We start from the raw sequence: 20,965 nt of genomic DNA on the forward strand, positions 1-20,965 counted from the left end.
GGATGATGACACTATGACGATGGACCTCGTCGGCGACTTGCTCGGCCGACTCGATCAACTCAATGCTATCGGTGCGGCATTGTCCAAAGAACGGGACATCAACGGTTTGCTGGAAGGCATTTTGATTGCCGCCAAGAACATCACCCAGGCCGATGGCGGCACCCTCTACCGCATGACCGAGGACGGCAGTGCGCTGCGTTTCGAGATCATGCGCACCAATTCGTTAGACATCTTTCTGGGCGGCACCACCGGCCGGTCGATTGCATTTGCGCCGCTGCAGCTGATCAACGCCGAGGGCGGCTTCAACGACACCATGGTGGCCACCTATGTGGCGATCCACGACCGCACGGTGAATGTGGCCGATGCCTATACCGAGCCGGAGTTCGATTTCTCGGGCACCCGCAAGTTCGACACCCAAACCGGCTACCGCTCGCAGTCATTCCTGGCGGTGCCGCTGAAGAACTTCGAAGGCGAGGTCATCGGGGTGCTGCAGCTGATCAACGCCATGGAGCCCGACACGGGCCGGGTGGTCACCTTCTCGGAGGCCGACCAGCGCCTGGTCGAGTCGTTGGCTTCACAGGCCGCGATCGCCCTGAGCAACCGGCTGCTGGTGAACCAGCTGGAAACCTTGTTCGAGGCCTTCATCAAGCTGATCAATACCGCGATTGACGAAAAGTCGCCGTATGCGCGCGGCCGCTTTCTGCGGGTGCCTGCGCTGACCATGATGCTGGCCGAGGCGGTGGATGCGGTGACCGAAGGGCCGTACGCAAGTTTCAGCATGACCGAGCGGGACCGCTATGAGCTGAAGATCGCCGGCATGCTGCACGACTGCGGCAAGATCGCCACGCCCGTCCATGTGGTCGACAAAGCCACCAAGTTGCAGACCTTGTACGACCGCATCGGGCTGATCGACACCCGCTTTGAAGTGCTCAAGCGTGATGCCGAAATTGCCATGCTGCGGCAGCAACTGGCCTTGCGCACCTGTACCGATCCCGCCGCCGAGGCTGCACTGGCAGAGCAAAAGCAGATTGCCGTTGCCCGCATCGAGGCCGACCGGGCATTCCTGCGTGAGGTCAACCCTGGCCAGACCGCCATGACGGACGCCCAGCTGCAGCGGCTGCGCGAGATTGGCACCCAGCGCCGATGGACCAATCCCGAAGGGCTGCAAAGCCCGTTCCTGTCGGGCGACGAGCTGGAAAATCTGTCCATCCGCCGTGGCACGCTGAATCCGCAGGAGCGCGAAATCGTCAACCACCACATTGTTGCCACCAACCAGATGCTGGAGCAGGTACCCTGGCCCAAGCACCTGAAGAATGTGCCCGAGTATGCAGGTGCCCACCACGAGCGCATGGACGGCACAGGCTATCCCAAGGGGCTGACCCGGCACCAGATGTCCTTGCAGGCACGGATGCTCGCGCTGTCCGATGTGTTCGAGGCGCTGACCAGCGCCAAGCGCCCTTACCGGCCGCGCATGAAGCTGTCCAAGGCGCTGGAGATGATGGTGCGCTTCAGCAAGAACGGCCATATTGACCCTGACCTGTTTGACGTGTTCATGCGCCAGGGTGTGTACCGCCGCTACGCCGAGCAGTTCATGAACCCCGAGCAGCTGGATTTACCCACGGACACACTGCCGCACGTGGCGCCTAGCCCAGCTTTTTAACCAGCACCTGGCTTTTCCGATCCCAGTTGTACTTGCGCTTGCGGGCCTCGGGTAGCCACTCGGGATCGACTTGCATAAAGCCACGCTTGATAAACCAGTGCATGGTGCGGGTGGTGAGCACAAAAATGCTTTGCAGACCGGCGGCGCGGGCCCGCTGCTCGATGCGTTTGAGCACCTTTTCACCGTCGCCCTGGCCTTGCACCTGGGGCGACACCGTCAGCGCGGCCATTTCGCCGGTCTGGGCTTCGGGGTAGGGGTAGAGCGCCGCGCAGGCGAAGATCACGCCATCGTGCTCCACCACGGTGTACAGGTTGGCATCGCGTTCGATCTCGGTACGGCTGCGTTTGACCAGGGTGCCATCTTTTTCGAACGGCTCGATCAGCTGCAAGATGCCGCCCACATCGTCCACCAGGGCTTCGCGCAGGCTTTCCAGCTTTTCGTCGACCACCATGGTGCCTATGCCGTCATGCACATAGACCTCCAGCAAGATTGCGCCGTCCACCGCAAACGGGATGATGTGGCTGCGCTCCACGCCCGACTTGCAGGCCTTCACGCAGTGCTGCAGGTAGAACGCGGTGTCGCTGGGCCGGTTGGCGGCGGGCAGCTCGGCCAGCAGTTTCTCGGCCACCGCCAGCGGCAGCTCGGTATCGATGGGGTTGTCTTCGCTTTCCGGTTCGTCGGGGCGGGTGCGGATGCCGGGTACCTCGGTCAGGAAGATCAGCTTGTCGGCCTGCAGCGCGCTGGCCACCGAGGTGGCTACCTCTTCCATGGTCAGGTTGAAGGCTTCGCCGGTGGGCGAGAAGCCAAACGGCGACAGCAGCAGCATCGCCCCCATGTCGAGCACACGGGTGATGCCCCCCGTATCCACCTTGCGCACCAGGCCCGAGTGCTGAAAGTCCACCCCGTCCACAATGCCGACCGGCCTGGCAGTGATGAAGTTGCCTGAAATCACCCGCACGGTAGAGCCGGCCATCGGTGTATTCGGTAGGCCCTGGCTGAATGCGGCCTCGATTTCGTAACGCAGCTGGCCCGCGGCCTCCTGGGCGCAGTCCAGCGCGACTTCGTCGGTGATGCGGATGCCGTGCGAATACTTGGGGGCGTGGCCCTTGGCCTTCAGCTGCTCGTTGACCTGGGGGCGAAAGCCATGCACCAGCACGATCTTTACGCCCATGCTCTGGATCATCGCCAGGTCTTGTGCCAGGTTGGGCAGCTTGCCCGCGGCAATGGCTTCGCCCGCCAAGCCAACCACAAAGGTCTGGTTACGGAACTTGTGGATATACGGTGCCACCGAGCGGAACCAGGGCACAAAGGTGAAATTGAAGACAGAGGTCATGGCACGCGCAAAAAAGGTGGCAGGGCAAAGTTATTGCGCGATTCTCTACGAAGTTCAACCTTGTCCTTTCAGTGGGCGCAATGTCGACGCTGTGTCAGCGCATGGGCTGGCCGGCAATGGCGGCGTGCAGCAGGCGCAGACTGTGCGGTTCGCTCAGAAAACGCATTTGCTCTGCCGAACTTGGCGCGGCACTGTGCATGCGGCTCAGTTGCAGCACGCGCTGGCGGCGCTGTTCACCGCGCAGGCCGCGGCCCGTATGGCGCGGGCCCAGTGCTTGCAGCGCCAGGGTCGCCAGACGCGGCAGGTCGCTCAACCAACTGGTGGCATTGTTGCGGGCTGCAGGATGCTTGGCATAACCCCAGGCCTGGCGCAGCACCGAGGGCGAATAGGTTTCTTCCGGAATCAGCAGCCAGCCGTGGGCCTGCAGACGCTTGCCCAGCGCGCCCTGGCTGCTCAGCACCGTGAACGGCACGGCCAGCAGCAGGGGCAAGCCCATGGGCAGCAACCATAGCGTGGTGGCAGGCGAGAACCAGGCCACGGCGCCCAGCAGCACCAGCACGCCCAGGCCCAGCGGACCGAAGCGCCGAGCGGCATCGCCCCAGGCCAGGTCGCTGGCTTCCCGCGGGGGCGAGGTCCATTCCAGCCGCCAGCCGGTCAGTGCACCTATCACAAACAGGCTGTGTGCGGCCATGCGCAGTGGGGCTTGCAGCATGGACAGGGCGGCCTCCAGCAGGGTGCTGCCAATCAGCGCAACCGTGCCGCCAAAGGCGCGCTGCTCGCCGCGCAACAAGACCGCTGCCAGGCCCAGCACCCGCGGCAGGGCCAGCATCAGGGCGGTAGAGGCCCAGAGCGTCACCACGCTGTGGTTGGACCACACATTTATTTCGCTGTCGTGCAGCCACAGTGCGGCGCCCAGCACCACATACAGCAGCCACAGCGGCGCCGACACATAGGCCATGGCGCCGGTGGCCAGCATGGCGCGGTGTACGGCCTGCAGGCCGGGTTCGGCCAGCAGGCGTGCATTCTGCAGATTGCCCTGGCACCAGCGGCGGTCGCGCTGCAGTTCGGCCAGCAGATGCGGCGGTTGCTGTTCGTAGCTGCCATCCAGGTCGTTGACCAGCCAGACTTCGTAGCCGGCGCGGCGCATCAGGGCGGCTTCGACAAAGTCGTGCGACAGGATTTCGCCGGCCAGCGCGCCCTTGCCAGGCAGGGTGGCCAAGGCGCAATGCTCCATGAACGGGGCAATGCGGATGATGGCGTTGTGGCCCCAGTAATGGGCTTCGCCCAACTGCCAGAACTGCATGCCGGCGGTAAACAATCGACCGGTCACCCGGCTGCCGAACTGCTGCGCCCGCGCATGCAAAGTGGCATGGCCGCAGGCGCGGGGGGCGGTCTGCAAGATGCCGGCACGCGGATGGGCTTCCATCAGGCGGGCCAGGGTCACCAGGGTGTCGCCGCTCATCACGCTGTCGGCATCCATCACCACCATATAGCGGTAGCCACGGCCCCAGCGGCGGCAAAAGTCCGCCACATTGCCGGCCTTGCGGCGGGTCCGGTGCTGGCGCCAGCGGTAGTGCACGCGTATCGTGCTGCCACCGGCTTGCAGCTGGTCACGCAGGTCTTGCCAGGCGGTGAGCTCGGCGGCACGCAGGGCCGGGTCGTTGCTGTCCGACAGCACAAACACATCGAACAGGCGCTCGGCTCCCGATGCCACCAGCGACTCGCAGGTCGCACGGAGACCGGCAAACACCGTGGTCACGTCTTCGTTACAGATCGGCATGATGACGGCGGTGCGCGCATCGGCCGGCAGGGTTACCCCCTCGGCGCTGCGCGCCGACAGCGCATGGCGGTCGCCGCGCAGTGTGACGATAAATCCCATCACCGCCGTCACGGTGCCCGCTGACACCCAGGCAAACAGCAGTGCAAACAGGCCCAACTGGGCAGCCAGCATCAGATCGCTGCCAGCCCCCGGTTGCGCGCGCCACAGTAGGGCGGTGGCGAATACGGTGGCCGCCAAAATCCAGAACATCAGCCAACGCCGGCGTTGCTGGGCTGCGGCCTCCCAGGCCGGAGCCTGGGTTTGCAGCCGCGCCGCGCTGGCACGCCAGGGGGCATCGGCTGGGGCTTGCTCGCCCTGCAGGCGGCGTACAAAGCCCAGCCAGGGTTGGGCGAGCATGGAGCCGCGTTGGATGGGCGGCATGCCGGGCGGCGTGGTGCGGGAGTAGGAGCGTGTAGTCATAGGGGTACCAGGATGTGGGTCCATGTTTCGCTGATGGTGTTGGGGCCGGAGGTGAGGTAGGCACGCAGTTCCACGGGGCGGCTGGCGTCCACGGGCTTCACGCGCAATGCCAGGCGCCAGGCACCGGTGGCCTCTACGCGGTAGACGTTTTGTTCGGTGATCTGGCCGTTGCTGTCGGCGCTGGCGATGGCACGGACCTCACCGGCTTTGGGCAGGTCGGGTCCGGCGAAGTCGACAATCAGCTGCTGCTCGTTGGGCGCCAGTGTGGCAAAGCTGCGGCCCACGCGGGTCTGGGCCACCCAGGCGGCCGGTGGGCGCTGCTGGGCATCGCCCTGCCAGGCCACCTGCCAGCCTATGTCCAGCGGCTGGCCGGGCATGGGCAATTTGGCGGGCACCCAGTAGGCAACGATGTTGTCGTGGGTTTCGTCGGGCGTGTGCAACTGCACCAGTTCCACCCGGCCCGCACCCCAGTCGCCAGTGGGGGTGACCCAGGCGGAAGGGCGGCGTTCGTAGCTGGCCTCGCTGTCTTCGTAGCTGCTGAAGTTGCGGTCGCGTTGCATCAGGCCAAAGCCTTTGGGCGACTGGGTGGTGAACGAGGTGACCAGCGGCTTGCGTGGATTCTGCAGCGGGCGCCACAGCCATTCACCTTCGCCGCTGGCGACCATCAGACCATCGGAGTCATGCACCTCGGGGCGAAAGTCATCCCGGCTCGGCTGGTTTTCACCAAAGGTGAACATGCTGGTCAGCGGCGCAATGCCCAGGGTCTTGATCGGGTTCTTGCCCGCGTCGCGCAGGTACAGGCGGGCCTGCACCTTCATGGTGGTGGTGCTGCCGGGCTGGATTTCAAAGCGGTAGGCACCGCTGACCCGGGGCGAGTCCAGCAGTGCCAGCACGTTCAGCGCGGTAGAGCCGGCCGTGGGCTTTTCGATCCAGAAGTCGGTAAAGCGAGGAAACTCTTCTGGGCCGCCGCCTGCGGTGTCTACCGCCAAGCCGCGGGCCGACAGGCCGTAGTGCAGCCCGGTGCTGAGTGCGCGGAAGTAGCTGGCGCCCTGGAACACCACCAGTTCGTCCTTGTAGGCTGGGTTGTTCAGCGGGTAATGCACCCGGAAACCGGCGTGGCCAATATCGCCCCAGGTTTCGGGCTTCAATGTGTTGGCGCCGTAGGTGAAGTCCGATGGGTTGAAGCGGAACGGGCGGTCGCCCTCGGCCGTGATTTCATGCATGCGCACAGGCTCGGTCTGGTACTTGCCGAGATGGAAGAACATCAGTTCATACGGCAATTGATCGCTGCGCCAGGCGGCCCGCTCGGGTTTGAAGCGGATGTCACGCATCTGGTCGTAGCTCAGCTTGCGCAGCACATCGGGGGTACGGCTGGGTGCGGGGCGGTAGGGCTGGGCTGCCAGTGCCTTGGCGCGCTCGCCTACGGTGTCAAATTCGGTGCGCCCGGGGGCGGCGAGCACAGCCAGGGGGGCGGCCAGTAGCAGTGCAGCCAGCGGAAGATGGTGTCGTTGAGCGTGTAGTGGAGAGTTCATTGCACGTATTAGTGCAAACCCTGTGCCACGCAAAAATACCTATTTAAATCAATAGCTTGGCGCGTCTTGTGAGCGTATTCCTACAAGCTGCCCGGTCAAAACCGTCGCCGATTGGCGACAGGCTGCCGGGCCTGGCCTACGCTTGGGCCCTAAGTAGCTGATTTGTAAAGACAAATAGCCTGTCGCTAGTCGGCGACAGGCGGTTCTGCGTTGTCGCCGTCCGGCGACTCGCCGCGGTACAGGCCTGGCGTCAGCCCGTGTTTTTGCAGCAGTCGGTAGAACTCGGTGCGGTTGCGCTCGGCCAGCCGGGCCGCATCGGCCACCTGGCCGTCGGTCAGCTTGAGCAGGCCCACCAGGTAGCTGCGTTCAAAGCGGTTGCGCGCCTCGGTAAAGCCCAGCACCTCGACCGTGGGCACACGCAAGGCCCGCTGTACCAGGGCCAGCGGCACCAATGGCGTAGTGGCCAGCGCGCAGACCTGTTCGACCACGTTGTGCAGCTGCCGTACATTGCCCGGCCAGGCCGCGGTGGACAGCAGGCTCAGCGCGTCCGGTGCAAAGCCCTTCAGCGGCTTGCTGTACTTGGTGGCCAGGCGCTGCAGAAAATGCTGGGCCAGCAGCGCAATGTCTTCGCGCCGCTCCGCCAGCGGCGGCAGCGTCAGCGTCACCACGTTCAGCCGGTAGTACAGGTCTTCGCGGAAGTCGCCCTGGGCCAGTGCTGCATCCAGGTCGCGGTGGGTGGCCGACAAGATCCGCACGTCCACCACAATCGACTGCTGGGCACCCACCGGCCGCACCTGGCGCTCCTGCAGCACGCGCAGCAGCTTGACCTGCAGCGCCGGTGGCATGTCGCCGATTTCGTCCAGAAACAGGCTGCCGCCGTCGGCGCTCTGGAACAGGCCGCGGTGGTGCGCCACCGCGCCGGTGAAAGCGCCCTTGACGTGGCCAAACAGCTCGGATTCCAGCAGCGCCTCGGGGATGGCGCTGCAGTTCACTGCCACGAACGGGCCGTGGGCGCGCGGGCTGGCGCGGTGGATGGCCTGGGCCAGCAGCTCCTTGCCGCTGCCGCTCTCGCCGCGGATCAGCACGGACGCATCGCTGGGCGCCACCAACCGGGCTTCGGACAGCACCTCGTCCATCACCGCGGATCGGCTGACGATCTCGGCCCGCCAGGCCTCGCCGGCCGAGCCGGCCACTGGCCGGGCCGCGGCCGACAAGGCCAGCGCGCGCTCCACCGCCGCCATCAGCTCCTTGCCGTCGAACGGCTTGGTCAGGTAGCTGAAGACGCCGCGCAGCGTGGCATCCACCGCGTCAGGGATGCTGCCGTGGGCGGTCAGCAGGATCACCGGCAGCCCGGGCAGCCGGGCCTGCACCGCGTCGAACAAGGCCAGGCCGTCCATGCCGGGCAGGCGCACGTCGCTCAGCACCAGCTGCGGCCGCAGCACCTCCAGCCGGGCCAGGGCGGCCTCGGCGCTGTCCACTGCGGTCACGCCGTAGCCGGCAGCGCCCAGGCGCAGCGACAGCAGCCGCAGCATGTCGGCGTCGTCGTCCACCACCAGGATCTTGGTCAGGCTCTTGCCATTGCTACCGTTTGTCTTGCGGTCCGGGCTGGTCGGGGGCTTCTGGTTCATGGCGCTTTGTCCAGGCGGCGCGGCGCCAGCGAGCGTTCGATGGCCTTCAGCGCCTCCAGTTGTTCGTTCAGCTGGTCGATGCGGCGCTGGCTGTCGCGCAGCTGCTGCGACTGGCGCGCGACCAGCTCTTCCAGCCGCTTTTGCTCACCGGCCCGAGTCGCCAGCAGCCGCGCCCAGTCAACCCAGGGCTGGGCGGCGGGGTCGGCCGACTGCTGCAGCTGTTCTAGCAAGGGCAGGGCGCGGTTGACGTCGCCTGGAGTACGGGTGTTCATCCAGACCAGGGCCAGATGCACCGTGCCGGCGGGGGTGGTGGGCTCGGCGGCCAGGCGCGCGGCCAGGGCGGGCAGGGTGTCGGGGGCGGCCACGCGCAAAGCTTCTTGCCAGCGCAGCAACTGGCGCCCGGCTTCGTCGGCAGGTTCGGGCTGCGGTGGCTTGGGTGGGGTCACGATCTGCACTGCGGGCGCTGGCGGCGGCACAGATACCGCTGCGGGTTGCGCAGGGGGCGGAGGCGCTGGCGGCGGCAGTACCACCGAGCTGCAGGCGGCCAGGGTGACCAGACTCAATAGGCCGAGTCGGCGAAGCATTGGCTCATGCATGGGAATTTTCCAACGGCAAAAGGATTTGAAAACAGGCGCCCGCCGCATCGGCGGCGAGCCGGACCTGGCCCCCGTGGGCGCTGACTTGCTCGCGCACGATGGACAGGCCGATACCGCTGCCCCGGGCCTGGCCCTGGGGTTGCAGGCTGCCGCGGTAAAACGGATCGAAGATATGTTCGCGGTCGGCCGCCGGAACGCCCGGGCCGTTGTCGCTGATTTGCAGCACCGCTTTGTCGCCCAGCGTGCCCACCCACCAGCGGATGCGGCCGCCCGACGGGCTGAAGCGGATGGCGTTGGACAGCAAATTGCCCAGCGCCGCGCCCAGGCGTTCCGGGTCCACCGGCTGGACCAGCGCCACATCGCCTTCCACCGCCACCGACAGGCTGCGCGCCTGCCAGCTCAGGCGCTGGGCCTGCACCACCTGTTCCACCAGGCTGCGCAGCGGGGTCGGGCGGCGCTGCAGCCGGCGCGCGTCAAAGGCGGCGGCGTTGTAGCGCAGCAGGTCTTCGATCTGCTGCTGCAGCACGCTGGTGTTGTGCTGCAGGATGCCCACGATCTCGGCCTGCTCGGCGCCCAGCGTGCCGCCCACGCCCTCTTGCAGCAGCGACACGGCTTCGCTCACCGCGGCCAGCGGGGTCTTCAGCTCATGCGAGGTGTGGCGTAGAAAGCGGGCCTTGTCTTCGTCCAGTTCGGTCAGGCGCAGGCGCAGCCAGTCGAGCTGGCGGCCCAGGCTGGACAGGTCGGCCGGGCCGCGGATGTTCACCGGCTCGGCGAGCCGGCCTTCGCCCAGCGCCACGATGGCCAGGCCCAGGCGCCGCAGCGGCCGGGTCAGCCACAGGCCAAAGGCCAGGGCCGCCACTGCGGCCGCCACGATGGCCACCAGCACCTGCTGCACCTGCCGGTTGCGCTGGGTTTCCAGGGCGTCCTGCACCTCCTGGTTGCGCTGGCTGATGCTTTGCTGCACCTGCTGGGTCAGGCTGCGCAAGATGTTTTCCAGCGCACGGAATTCGGTGGCCACGGCCTGCTCGCGGGCGGCCAGGTCCAGCCGCTGGTCGGCCAGCTGGCTGCGCACACGCACCGCCCCGGCCAGCCATTGCTGGGTCAGCACCTGGGTCGGTGGGTACTGGCCCAGGGGCAGCAGCAGGGCCTGCGCCTGGTTGGCCGCGTCATCAAAACGCTGGCGCAGCGCGTCGTCGCCCAGCACCAGGTACTGGCGGGCTGCACGTTCCATGTCGGTGCTGCGTTCGGCCAGGCCGCGGGTCGACAAATTGAGCTGGATGCTTTGCTGCCCGGCCTCGCGGCTCTTGGCCAGCAGGCCTTGCAGCGCCTGCAGGCCGCTCAGCGACACCGCGCCCAGCAGCACGGACATCAGCACAAAAGCCAGCAACAGCAGTTGGCGAAAAGAGGCACGTAACATCAAGGGGAGGGTGGTCCAATCGGGCAGCGCGGCGGATGGCGCTGCTGTCGGCCCAGTATAAAAGGGTGTGCTGCGCTGCAGCATATGCAAGGCCATCCTTACGTTCACGTGCGGGCTATGCTGTGCAAGATTGAACCCCGCAGTCTTGCCGGTGGTTTATAAGATGTTTAGGCCTCTAGCGCATATTCCACCAGCGCTGGCAGCTATCAATTGAATAGTGAAATGAACTTGCCCTCAGAAGACACTCCGGCCAACGCGCCTCTCACCCTGGCCCAGGCCCGATTGCTGCAGCTGGCCGCCCAGGGCTTGCTGACCACGCCGCGCCGTGCCGCCACCCCGCTGGCGCTGCGCGACTGCATCGCCCGCATGCAGCTGCTGCAGATCGACACCATCAGCGTGGTCGCGCGCAGCCCCTACCTGGTGCTGTTCTCACGGCTGGGCGCCTATCCGCAGGCCTGGCTGGACACTGCGCTGGCCGATGGCCATTTGTTCGAAACCTGGGCCCACGAGGCCTGCTTTGCGCCCACCGACGATGTGCTGCTGCACCGTAGCTACAACCAGCACGCGCGCCGGCACTGGAGCCTGCTGAACGGCCAGGCGGTGCAGGCCAGCCAGCGTGCCCACCTGGACAGCCTGCTTGCGCACATCGGCAGCAAGGGCCCGGTCAAGTCCTCCGAGTTCGCCCGGCAAGACGGCAAGACCGGCAACGGCTGGTGGGACCGCAAGGACGAAAAGCGCTGGCTGGAGGCCTTGTTCGCCAGCGGCGAGCTGATGGTCAAGCGGCGCGACAGCTTCCAGCGCGTCTACGACCTGGCACACCGCGTGCACCCGCGCCTGGCCGACGCCGTGCTGCCCGAAGCCGCTGCCGTGCACCGCCATTTCACCGAGAAAGCCATCCTGGCCCTGGGCATCACCCAGGCCCGCTGGGTGCACGACTATTTCCGCCAGAAGCCGCGTTTAAAAGATGCCGACCTGGATGTACTGGTGGAGCAGGGCGTGGTGCAGCGCGTGCAAGTCCAGGGCTGGACGCTGCCCGGCTATGTGCACCAGCAGCACGCCGAGCTGCTGCAAACCGCCCAGGCCGGCAAGCTGCGTGCCACCCACACCGCGCTGCTGTCGCCCTTCGACCCGCTGGTCTGGGACCGCGAACGCGCGTCCGCCATGTGGGGCTTCGACTACCGCATCGAGTGCTATACGCCGGAGGACAAGCGCACCTACGGCTACTTCGTGCTGCCCATCCTGCACAAGGGCGCGCTGGTCGGCCGGCTGGATGCCAAGGCCCACCGCGCGCAGGGCGCATTCGAGGTGAAGGCGCTGTTTCTGGAAGACGGCGTGAAGTTGAGTGACGCGGCGGTGCAGGCGGTGGCCGAGGCGATCACGCGCTGCGCGGATTGGCATGGCACGCCGGAGGTGCTGCTGGGGCGGACCGAGCCCCAGGCAATGGGCGAGCGGCTGCGTAGCGCCGGGCTGTAGGACTGGGCCTACATTTTTGCGAAGCCCCGTCCGATAGTGCCTGCTGCCCGCAGTAGCAGGATGACAACTTTCTACGAAAGGAGTCTCACATGCCGGCACGCAACCAAACACTCATCGACCTGGAAAAGAAGTTCTGGCAGTCCATGGTCGACCAGGACACCGACACGGCCCTGGACATGCTCAGCGAACCCGCGCTGATGGTCAGCACCCATGGGGCGATGAAGTTCGACCACGCGGGTTACCGCAAGATGGCCGAGCAAGGGTCCATGGTGGTCAAGTCCTTTGAGCTTAACGACGTGGAAGTGGTGTTTCCCAACGACGCCACCGCCATCCTCAGCTACCGCGTCAAGCAGGCTGTGGCCCCCCGGGGCAAGGGCGAGAGCACCGAACAGGAAATGCATGACACCTCAACCTGGGTGCAGAAGGGCAAGAGTTGGCAATGCGTGATGCATACGGAGACGCCGGTGGAGGCGGGGCGGAAGGTGCATTGACTGACCTGCCCCGGTTTTCCGGGGCAGGTCAGCCAATGGATGGTTTCATCTCACTTCTTCTTGCCGGTTTCCGCGCGCTCTCTTCGGATCGCCTCATGGTCGGCGTAACTCACCACCATACCCGCGCATCGTTGGTTCAGGGCAGCCGTCCAGGCATTGAACCTGTGTTGTTCCTGGTTCAGCCTCTCGGCCTCTTTGTTTGACGTGCCGACTTGCGTATTCAGTGCCTGGATCTTCTCGTTGAAGGCGACAACTGCCGCTTCGTCGGATGCATTGACCATAGCTTGAGTGGCCACATGGGCCTGCATCTCATCTTGGATGCGTTTGAGGTTGGCGCTATGCGTTTCTGACTCATCCGTCAGAAGGCTTCGCTTTTTCTTGAGTTCGTCGTCTTCTTTTTGACAGGCGCGGTATTCGTCCCGGGTTGAAAGCTTGGGTGCTTTGGATGTTTGCGCATGGATTGTTCCAAGCGAGAAAAGCAGCGAGACGGTGACAAGGAACGGTAGTTTCAACATGCGTGGGGGGCAAAGGTTGGATCGAGGTTAAGACATTTCTAGGGACTATAGCGGCCGGCTTTCATGGTTAAGTTGCGCCGCATCCCGAATCCGCCCCAGCAGCCTCCTGCGTATCAACCCACTCACCGGCCGAATCAACCACCAGTACGGCGTAAACCGTCGCAAAGAAGCCCGGTCGTTGCAAAACACCCGGGTTTCGGTGCGCAGCCAGGTGCGCCCGTCGCCCGCGGCTGCGGTGCTGAAGTTCAGCACCAGCTTGGACACGCCAGGCTCGGTGAATTGGGTGAATGCGTCGGCGTTGGCGATCCGGGCCTGGCCGTAGTCGGCCTGCCAGAACCTGCCCACCAGGCCGATGGCGACTTCCTGATCTCCGTTGCGGCCCAGCGGCGTAAAGTTGTGGATGCCAAAGGCTGGCTGTCGCTGCAGCCCGCTGCGGCCACCCAAGGCGCCCCACACGCGGTCGGGCAACTCGCGCAGTTGGATGAAGCGGCGGGTCCACGGGTCTTCGCTGATCTCGGGCCGGAGTGCGGCGTCCAGCAGGGCGGCAGGCGCGGCGCGGGTCAACAGCTGGTGCTTTTCGCAGAACTGATAGCGGGGCAGGAGTTGGTCGATTAAGGTCATCGTGTAGACGGTTGTTCAGACAAGTATCGCCGCCGCCACAGGGTGCGGCCCGCATGGCCGGGCTGCTGGTGTCATCCCCGCAAGCGGGGTGGAACTGGTGTGGGGCAGGGGCAGGCAGATTTAAACGGTTTGGCCCCGCAGCGCATATTCCATCTGCACAAGCAGCTATGAATAATGCAGCAATCAGGTTCTGGGCAGACGCCCGTTCGCTATGACTCCCGGCTGCTTGTCGCCGTTCAACCCACCGGAGCAAAACGATGGGGCCGCTCTTTCCGCTACTTCATTTGCCCCACTGTGTGCCAACGCACATACGGCACCGTCGGCAATCGAAACACTCGGGCCATCTTGCATCGGCGCACTACAGCGTGGATGCAGGATGTCGGCCCGGGTACCCCAAAGCTGGTTTGCTTACCTTGCTCGCCCTCAGCGTCAGCACATTACAAAGTAAATCAAATGCATATATTCAAAAGCTACCCGCGGGTTCTTCCGTGGGCTGTGGCGTTGGCGGTGGGTACCTTGTCCGCATGTGGCGGGGGACGCGATCCGGTTCTAGGCACCGGCAGCAACGTAGGCATGGCGCCGGCAGTGACGAGTGCCAGCCCGTTGCCGGGGGCCAGCCTGGTGCCGCTCAACACCAAGAAGCTCATCGCGGGCTTCAGCAAGGCGATGGACGGCAGTACGCTGACCGCCAGCTCCTTCACGCTGGCCTGCCCGACGGGCACGCCTGTCAGTGGTGTAGTGGGCTATGACGCTACGGCCCGGCTGGCCACGCTCACCCTGCCGTCCACATCCAATTTGCCGCCCAGCGTGTTGTGTACCGCCACGGTCAGCACGGCAGCCAAGGACAGCTTAGGTTTTGCACTGGCCAGCAACTATGTGTGGACCTTCACCACCGGCGTGACCAGCGACCTGACAGCGCCCACGGTCACGGGCACCATCCACGCCAATGGCGCCACCGGCGTGCCGACCAATGCCCGCGTAGGAGCGACCTTCAGCGAGGCGGTAGACCCGTCCAGCATCAACGCCGCGACCTTCGGCGTGCAACAGGGGGTGACGGTGGTGGCGGGCACGGTATCGTCATCCGGTGCCAACGCGGTCTTCATACCCACCACCGCGTTGACAGCCAACACCACCTACACCGCCACCTTGACCACGGGTGCGATGGACTTGGCGGGCAATGCCCTGGCCAACCCCTATGTGTGGAGCTGGACCACCGGCGGCACCGCAGACACGACGGCCCCCACGGTCAGCCTGGTGTATCCCGCAGACAACGCTACCCAGGTGGCGACCAGCAGCGCACCTAGCGCCACCTTCAGCGAGGCCATGGATGCGACCAGTATCAACGCCGCGAACTTCACAGTGGCGGGCGTGTCCGGCCAGGTGGGCTTCAACGCCCAGAGCCAGGTGGCCACCTTCACCCCTTCCAGCCCGTTGGCCAACAACACGACGTACACCGCCACCCTCAAAGGTGGTACCGGCGGAGTGCAGGACATTGCGGGCAACCCGCTGGCCATTGACAAGGTGTGGCGCTTTACCACCGCCGCAGTGACGGCGCTGCAGCCCAGCATCAACCTGGGTTCGGCCGCACCCTTTGGTACGTTTGGCGGCAGCGCCGGCATGACCAATACCGGGATCGCAACGCAGATAAATGGCGACATCGGCACCATTGCCACCGGCACCTCGTCGATCCAAGGCTTCCATGACAAGAATGGCGACATCTACACCGAGACGCTGGCCAACATTGGCGCGGTTAACGGCACCATCTTCACCTGCACCAATTCGGTCACCGGCCCCACCGCCGCCGGCCCAAATGCGGCGGCCTGCGCCGTGGCCACCCAGGCCCGGCTGGATGCCCAAACCGCCTACCTGGCCTTGGTGGCGATGCCGCCCGGTGCCAACCCCGGTGCCAACCTGGCGAACCTGACGCTGGCGCCCGGCGTCTACACCGCGCCCAGCGGTTCATTCATGGTGGAAGGCGGTGACCTCACGCTGGACGCCCAGGGCAACGCGAATGCGGTGTGGGTGTTCCAGATGGCCACGACCTTGACGGTGGGCGGCCCTGGTGCGGCCTTTCCCCAGCGCATCGTGTTGGCCGGCGGTGCGCAGGCCAAGAACATCTATTGGCAGGTGGGCTCGTTTGCCACCATCAACGCGGCGGGTGGTGGCAGCATGTCGGGCACCATCATCACGCAGACCGGAGCCGCATTCTCCACCGTGGGCAATACCGTGCCGGTGACGCTGAACGGCCGCATCTTGTCGCTGGGTGCGTCGGTGACGCTGGTGGACACGTTCATCAACGTGCCCGCTCCTTAAGTGCGCCAGCCCCCACACCCTTCTGGAGAACTACATGAACTTTAAAAAAACCTCGGCTGCGCTGGCCTGCGCTGCGCTGACCGCAGTGGCCAGCCCGATGGCCTTAGCCGACAGCACCGGCTGGTACGGCGGGGTCAGTGTGGGCCCGACCCGGGCCAATATCGACAACGAGAGGATCAGCAGCAGCCTGCTGGGCAACGGCTTTAGCGCCGTTGCGATAGACGAGGATGGCCGCAGCACCGGCTACAAGATCTTTGGCGGCTACCAGTTCAACCGTAATTTTGCGCTGGAAGGCGGGTATTTCGACCTGGGTAAGTTTGGCTTTGCCGCCACCACCGTGCCCGCCGGCCGCCTGCAGGGTGACATCAAGCTGCGCGGGCTGAACCTGGACCTGGTCGGCACGCTGCCGATCACCGACAAGTTCTCTGCGCTGGCCCGCGTAGGTGCCAACTACGCCCGGGCATCTGACACTTTCTCAGGCACCGGCGCTGTGGCGGTGAATAACCCCAATCCCCGCAAGCGCGACACCAACCTCAAGCTGGGCCTGGGCGTGCAATATGCGTTCAGCGATTCCTTGGCGATGCGCGCCGAGGTCGAGCGCTACCGCGTCAACGATGCCGTGGGCAACAAGGGCGATGTCGACATGGTGTCGGTCGGTCTGGTGTACCGCTTTGGCGGCCCCGTGTCGACATCGGTGGCGAGGGCGGCGATGCCCGAACCTGCGGCGCTAGCGCCCCAGCCGCAGGTGGTAGCCGCGCCTGCGCCCATGCCGCCCCCGGCGCCTGCGCCACCCCCGCCGCCGCCCATGAAGGTGACGATTGCTGCGGATTCCCTGTTCGCCTTTGACAAGGCCACGGTCACACCTGCGGGGCGGCAGGCGCTGGATGCGTTCGCTGCCGACGTGAAGAACCTGCAGTTCGACACCATCATGGTCACCGGGCACAGCGACCGCATCGGCTCCCATGCCTACAACATGAAGCTGTCCACGCGCCGCGCCGAGGCGGTGTCTGCCTATCTGGTGCAGTCTGCGGGCATTCCCGCCGCCAAGATGCTGTCCAAAGGCGTGGATGGGGCCGATCCCGTGACCAAGCCCGGGGACTGCAAGGGCAGCAAGGTGAGCAAAGCCTTGATCGCCTGCCTGCAACCGGATCGCCGGGTCGAGCTGGAAGTCGTCGGCACCCGTTAAAGAAACGGTACCGGCGCAAGCGTGCGCGGCAAGCTCTTTGCCGCGCACCCGGATAATCGCCGGATATGTTGAAAATTGAATTCCCCGCTTCGCTACCCGTCTCAGAACGGCGCGAAGAGATAGAAGCCGCCATTGCCGCCCACCAGGTGGTCATCATCTGCGGCGAAACCGGCTCCGGCAAAACCACCCAGCTGCCCAAGATCGCCCTGGCCATGGGCCGGGGCAAACTGAACTACCCCGAAGGCCAGCGCGGCAAGCTGATCGGCCACACCCAGCCGCGGCGCATCGCCGCCAGCAGCGTGGCCAAGCGGATTGCCGAAGAGTTGAAGACCACGCTAGGCGATGTGGTCGGCTTCAAGGTGCGCTTCCAGGACCGCCTGGGGCGTGATGCCTCGGTGAAGTTGATGACCGATGGCATCTTGCTGGCCGAGACGCAGACCGACCCGCTGCTGAACGCCTACGACACCATCATCATCGACGAGGCGCACGAGCGCAGCCTGAACATCGACTTCCTGCTCGGCTACCTGCGCCAGATCCTGCCGCGCCGGCCGGACCTGAAGATTATCGTCACCTCGGCCACGATTGATGCGGACCGCTTTGCTAAACACTTTGAATCCGCCAAGGGCCCGGCGCCGGTGATCATGGTCTCGGGGCGTATGTTCCCAGTGGAGCAGCGCTACCGGCCGTTCGAGGAAAGCCGCGACTACGGGCTGAACGAGGCCATCGCCGACGGCGTGGACGAGCTCTGGCGCGACCCGCACAACGCCGGCGACATCCTAATCTTCCTGCCAGGCGAGCGCGAAATCCGCGAGGCGGCCGACCACTTGCGCAAGCACGTGAGCCACCAGCCGGTGTTCCGCAGCGCCGAGGTGCTGCCGCTGTTCGCGCGCCTGAGCCCGGCCGAGCAGGACCGGATTTTCGACAACCACGCCGGCGGCCGGCGCATCGTGCTGGCCACCAACGTGGCCGAAACCTCGCTCACGGTACCAGGCATTAGATACGTGATTGACGCAGGTACGGCGCGCGTGAAGCGCTATTCTTTCCGTAGCAAGGTGGAGCAGCTGCTGGTGGAGCCTATCAGCCAGTCATCCGCGAACCAGCGCGCTGGCCGCTGCGGCCGGGTCGCCAACGGCATCTGCATACGCCTGTACGACGAACAGGACTTCAATGGCCGGCCGCGCTTTACCGACCCCGAAATCCTGCGCAGTTCGCTGGCCGGGGTGATCTTGCGCATGAAGTCGCTGCACTTAGGGATCGTGGAGGACTTTCCGTTCCTGGAGAAACCCCAGGGCCGCGCGATTGCCGATGGCTACCAGCTGCTGGCCGAACTGGGCGCGGTGGACGACGCGAACGAGCTGACCGGCACCGGTAAAGAGCTCGCCAAGCTGCCACTCGACCCACGCGTCGGCCGCATGATTCTGGAAGCCCGTGACCGCAGCGCGCTCGACGAAGTGCTGGTGATTGCATCGGCCCTGAGCGTGCAGGACGTGCGCGACCGCCCCATGGACCTGCAGGCCCAGGCCGACCAGGCGCACGCCAAGTTTGACGACGACAAGAGCGAGTTCAGCGGTTACCTGAATCTGTGGAAATGGATCAACGACGCCCGGGGCGGCGAGGGCGCGCACAAGCTCAGCAACCGCCAGTACGAGCAGCTGCTGCGGCAAAACTTCGTCAACATCCGCCGCGTCCGCGAGTGGCGCGACATCTACAGCCAGCTGCACACCGTGGTGGCCGAGCACAAATGGCGCCTCAATGCCGCGCCGGCCAGCTACGAGCAAATCCATCTGTCTATGCTGTCCGGCCTGCTGGGCAATATCGGCTGGAAGACCGAGGGCGACGAAGTCGCGCAGACGGAATACCTGGGCGCGCGCGGCATCAAGTTCCACCGCCATCCGGGCGCGCATCTGCGCAAGAAGCCGGGCCGCTGGATCGTGGTGGCCGAGTTGGTGGAAACCACGCGCCTGTTCGGGCGCGGCATTGCGAACATCGAGCCGCAGTGGGTCGAGCAGGTGGCCGGCCATTTGCTGAAGAAGCAACTGCTCGACCCGCATTGGGAAAAGAAGGCCAGCGAGGTCACCGCGCTGGAGCGCGCCACGCTGTATGGCATCGTCATCTACAGCGGGCGCCGCGCCAACTTCGGCCGGGTCGACCCGGTGGGGGCGCGCGAAATCTTCATCCGCGAAGCCCTGGTCGGCGGGCAGTGGGACAGCAAGTTCCCGTTCTTGGAGGCCAACCTCAAGCTGATCAAGCAGGTGGAAGACCTGGAGCACAAGGCGCGCCGGCAGGACGTGCTGGTGGACGACGAGCTGATCTACGCCTTCTACGACCAGCAGCTGCCCGCTGACGTGTATGGCGGCGTCAGCTTCGAACGCTGGTACCGCGAGGCGTTGCAACAGAACCCCAAACTGCTGATGCTGACCCGCGAGGAGCTGATGCGCCACGAGGCCGCCGGCATCACCACCCAGTCCTTCCCCAAGACCATACGCCTCGGCGGCGTGGACTGCCTGGCCACCTATCTGCACGAACCCGGCGATGCCAAAGACGGACTGACGGTGACGGTGCCGCTGTTCGTGCTGAACCAGGTGAACGACGAGCGCTGCGAATGGCTGGTGCCCGGCATGCTGAAGGACAAGATCCAGGCGCTGATCAAAACCCTGCACCAGCGCCCGCGCTCGCGCCTGGTGCCGCTGCCCGATACCGCCAGCAAGATGGCCGAGACGCTGAACGCGCCCGAGCTGTTCGGCCACGGCACGCTGGTGGACGCGGTGCTGAAGCTGGTGCGCGCCGCCACCTCGCTGGACATCGTTCGCGCCGACATCAAGGCCGACATGCTTCAGGCCCACATGTTCATGAACTTCCGCGTGGTCGACGAGCATGGCCGCCAGCTGGGCACGGGGCGGAACCTGGGTGCACTCAAGTCCGAGCTGGGCGCGCAGGCGCGCGGGGCCTTCCAGGCGCTGGCGGGTTTGAAGATGGCCAGCAATGCTGCGGCCAAACCGGTTTCTAAGGAAAATCAGCCTCTGGCGCAGGTAGTAACTGCGCAAGCAGCTATCAAAACTGCAGCAAAGCCGGCCACGCCAGCCAACCAGCGCTACACCGCCTGGACCTTCGGCGAGCTGCCCGAGCTGCTGGAAATCCAGAAGGGCGGCCAGACGCTGATCGGCTACCCGGGCCTGATCGACGCTGGCGATGCGGTGACGATTGAGGTCTTCGACGAGCCCGAAGTCGCCGCGGCCAAGCACCGCGCCGGCCTGCGCCGTTTGTTCTCGCTGCAGATCAAGGACGCGCTGAAGTACCTGGAAAAGAACATCCCCGACCTGCAGAAAATGGCCGTGACCTTTATGCAGGTCGGCAAGAACGCCGACGGCTCAGGCGGCGGCACCATCGAGGAGCTGCGTGCGCAGATCATCGACGTGGCGCTGGACCGCGCCTTTCTGCTCGACCCGCTGCCGACCGACGAGTTCGCCTTCAAGCGCCGCATCGACGAAGGCCGCGGCCGTCTGACCCTGATCGCCAACGAGGTGGCGCGGCTGTCATTGACCATCCTGACCGAATACGCCACGGCAGCTCGCAAGATCAAGGACACCAAGAACGCGCCCGAAGCCACCGCCGACGCGGCCCAGCAGCTGGCGCGGCTGATGCCCAAGCGCTTCCTGGCCAACACGCCCTGGGGCCCGCTGCAGCACTACGCGCGTTACCTGAAAGCCATCACCGCGCGGCTGGACAAATACCGCGCCGACCCGGCCCGCGACGCCACCAAGCTGGCCGAGCTGCGCCCGCAAGAGCAGCGCTACTGGCGCCTGGTGGCCGAGCGCAAAGGTGTGGCCGATGCGCGCATGCAGGAGTTCCGCTGGCTGCTGGAGGAACTGCGGGTCAGCTTCTTCGCGCAAGAGCTGAAGACCCCGCAGCCGGTGAGCGCCAAGCGGCTGGACAAGGCCTGGGCCCAGCTGGGCTAGCCGGC

The 20,965-nt window shown here is 65.4% G+C and carries 14 protein-coding genes; 6 read left to right on the forward strand and 8 right to left on the reverse strand.

What is annotated here, in order from left to right:
• Window positions 1-13: 13 nt before the first annotated feature.
• Window positions 14-1,660 carry an HD domain-containing phosphohydrolase gene (locus J2X19_RS14310; protein ID WP_310374103.1) on the forward strand — a complete coding sequence of 549 codons (1,647 nt, stop codon included), beginning with the start codon at window positions 14-16 and terminating at the stop codon, window positions 1,658-1,660.
• On the opposite strand, the gene argA is transcribed toward J2X19_RS14310, so the two are convergent.
• The 6 genes from argA to J2X19_RS14340 all read right to left on the reverse strand — a co-directional run bounded on the left by argA (window position 1,644) and on the right by J2X19_RS14340 (window position 10,405).
• Window positions 1,644-2,993, reverse strand: coding sequence for an amino-acid N-acetyltransferase (argA, locus tag J2X19_RS14315; protein ID WP_310374105.1), 1,350 nt, complete (start codon window positions 2,991-2,993; stop codon window positions 1,644-1,646). The two genes, J2X19_RS14310 and argA, sit on opposite strands and share 17 nt — an antisense overlap.
• 94 nt (window positions 2,994-3,087) lie before the next feature.
• A complete protein-coding gene (mdoH, locus tag J2X19_RS14320; RefSeq protein WP_310374107.1) occupies window positions 3,088-5,232 on the reverse strand; it encodes a glucans biosynthesis glucosyltransferase MdoH in 2,145 nt (714 codons plus the stop codon).
• Window positions 5,229-6,764 (reverse strand): glucan biosynthesis protein G, encoded by a 1,536-nt coding sequence (locus J2X19_RS14325; RefSeq protein ID WP_310374109.1) that lies wholly within the window; start codon window positions 6,762-6,764, stop codon window positions 5,229-5,231. The genes mdoH and J2X19_RS14325 overlap by 4 nt, the downstream gene beginning before the upstream one ends.
• Before the next feature lie 185 nt (window positions 6,765-6,949).
• A complete protein-coding gene (locus tag J2X19_RS14330) occupies window positions 6,950-8,392 on the reverse strand; it encodes a sigma 54-interacting transcriptional regulator (RefSeq protein ID WP_310374111.1) in 1,443 nt (480 codons plus the stop codon).
• Window positions 8,389-8,988 carry a hypothetical protein gene (locus J2X19_RS14335; protein WP_310374113.1) on the reverse strand — a complete coding sequence of 200 codons (600 nt, stop codon included), beginning with the start codon at window positions 8,986-8,988 and terminating at the stop codon, window positions 8,389-8,391. Before J2X19_RS14335 ends, J2X19_RS14330 begins: the two co-directional genes overlap by 4 nt.
• Window positions 8,981-10,405 (reverse strand): sensor histidine kinase, encoded by a 1,425-nt coding sequence (locus J2X19_RS14340; protein ID WP_116606468.1) that lies wholly within the window; start codon window positions 10,403-10,405, stop codon window positions 8,981-8,983. The genes J2X19_RS14335 and J2X19_RS14340 overlap by 8 nt, the downstream gene beginning before the upstream one ends.
• Window positions 10,406-10,627: 222 nt before the next feature.
• Between J2X19_RS14340 and J2X19_RS14345 the strand changes: the two genes are divergently transcribed.
• Together J2X19_RS14345 and J2X19_RS14350 are read left to right on the forward strand one after the other, a co-directional pair.
• Complete coding sequence (locus J2X19_RS14345; RefSeq protein ID WP_310374116.1) at window positions 10,628-11,878, forward strand: winged helix-turn-helix domain-containing protein; 1,251 nt, start codon at window positions 10,628-10,630, stop codon at window positions 11,876-11,878.
• Between the two features lie 89 nt (window positions 11,879-11,967).
• Window positions 11,968-12,369 carry a nuclear transport factor 2 family protein gene (locus J2X19_RS14350; protein WP_310374118.1) on the forward strand — a complete coding sequence of 134 codons (402 nt, stop codon included), beginning with the start codon at window positions 11,968-11,970 and terminating at the stop codon, window positions 12,367-12,369.
• 50 nt (window positions 12,370-12,419) lie between these two features.
• On the opposite strand, the gene J2X19_RS14355 is transcribed toward J2X19_RS14350, so the two are convergent.
• The gene (locus tag J2X19_RS14355; RefSeq protein ID WP_310374120.1) at window positions 12,420-12,884 is read right to left on the reverse strand and encodes a hypothetical protein; all 465 of its coding nucleotides are present in this window, start codon (window positions 12,882-12,884) and stop codon (window positions 12,420-12,422) included.
• A 45-nt stretch (window positions 12,885-12,929) separates the two neighbouring features.
• Window positions 12,930-13,505: a hypothetical protein gene (locus tag J2X19_RS14360; protein ID WP_310374123.1), complete on the reverse strand. Its 576-nt coding sequence runs from the start codon at window positions 13,503-13,505 to the stop codon at window positions 12,930-12,932.
• A gap of 453 nt (window positions 13,506-13,958) precedes the next feature.
• Between J2X19_RS14360 and J2X19_RS14365 the strand changes: the two genes are divergently transcribed.
• The 3 genes from J2X19_RS14365 to hrpA all read left to right on the forward strand — a co-directional run bounded on the left by J2X19_RS14365 (window position 13,959) and on the right by hrpA (window position 20,960).
• The gene (locus tag J2X19_RS14365; RefSeq protein WP_310374125.1) at window positions 13,959-15,818 is read left to right on the forward strand and encodes an Ig-like domain-containing protein; all 1,860 of its coding nucleotides are present in this window, start codon (window positions 13,959-13,961) and stop codon (window positions 15,816-15,818) included.
• A 34-nt stretch (window positions 15,819-15,852) separates the two neighbouring features.
• On the forward strand, window positions 15,853-17,004 hold the full coding sequence (locus tag J2X19_RS14370; protein ID WP_310374127.1) for an outer membrane beta-barrel protein: 1,152 nt from the start codon (window positions 15,853-15,855) through the stop codon (window positions 17,002-17,004).
• A 65-nt stretch (window positions 17,005-17,069) separates the two neighbouring features.
• Window positions 17,070-20,960 carry an ATP-dependent RNA helicase HrpA gene (gene hrpA, locus J2X19_RS14375; RefSeq protein WP_310374129.1) on the forward strand — a complete coding sequence of 1,297 codons (3,891 nt, stop codon included), beginning with the start codon at window positions 17,070-17,072 and terminating at the stop codon, window positions 20,958-20,960.
• Window positions 20,961-20,965: the final 5 nt, after the last annotated feature.

The sequence above is a fragment of the Rhodoferax ferrireducens genome (assembly GCF_031458075.1).
Taxonomy (GTDB): Bacteria; Pseudomonadota; Gammaproteobacteria; order Burkholderiales; family Burkholderiaceae_C; genus Rhodoferax_B; species Rhodoferax_B ferrireducens_A.

Bases quoted from the DNA above. Each gene is read 5' to 3' on its own strand.
- J2X19_RS14335 (WP_310374113.1), bottom strand. From the start codon at position 8,988: ATGCATGAGCCAATGCTTCGCCGACTCGGCCTATTGAGTCTGGTCACC.
- J2X19_RS14355 (WP_310374120.1), bottom strand. From the start codon at position 12,884: ATGTTGAAACTACCGTTCCTTGTCACCGTCTCGCTGCTTTTCTCGCTT.
- argA (WP_310374105.1), bottom strand. From the start codon at position 2,993: ATGACCTCTGTCTTCAATTTCACCTTTGTGCCCTGGTTCCGCTCGGTG.
- J2X19_RS14345 (WP_310374116.1), top strand. From the start codon at position 10,628: ATGAACTTGCCCTCAGAAGACACTCCGGCCAACGCGCCTCTCACCCTG.
- J2X19_RS14340 (WP_116606468.1), bottom strand. From the start codon at position 10,405: ATGTTACGTGCCTCTTTTCGCCAACTGCTGTTGCTGGCTTTTGTGCTG.
- J2X19_RS14370 (WP_310374127.1), top strand. From the start codon at position 15,853: ATGAACTTTAAAAAAACCTCGGCTGCGCTGGCCTGCGCTGCGCTGACC.
- J2X19_RS14350 (WP_310374118.1), top strand. From the start codon at position 11,968: ATGCCGGCACGCAACCAAACACTCATCGACCTGGAAAAGAAGTTCTGG.
- J2X19_RS14310 (WP_310374103.1), top strand. From the start codon at position 14: ATGACGATGGACCTCGTCGGCGACTTGCTCGGCCGACTCGATCAACTC.
- mdoH (WP_310374107.1), bottom strand. From the start codon at position 5,232: ATGACTACACGCTCCTACTCCCGCACCACGCCGCCCGGCATGCCGCCC.
- J2X19_RS14365 (WP_310374125.1), top strand. From the start codon at position 13,959: ATGCATATATTCAAAAGCTACCCGCGGGTTCTTCCGTGGGCTGTGGCG.
- J2X19_RS14360 (WP_310374123.1), bottom strand. From the start codon at position 13,505: ATGACCTTAATCGACCAACTCCTGCCCCGCTATCAGTTCTGCGAAAAG.
- J2X19_RS14330 (WP_310374111.1), bottom strand. From the start codon at position 8,392: ATGAACCAGAAGCCCCCGACCAGCCCGGACCGCAAGACAAACGGTAGC.
- J2X19_RS14325 (WP_310374109.1), bottom strand. From the start codon at position 6,764: ATGAACTCTCCACTACACGCTCAACGACACCATCTTCCGCTGGCTGCA.
- hrpA (WP_310374129.1), top strand. From the start codon at position 17,070: ATGTTGAAAATTGAATTCCCCGCTTCGCTACCCGTCTCAGAACGGCGC.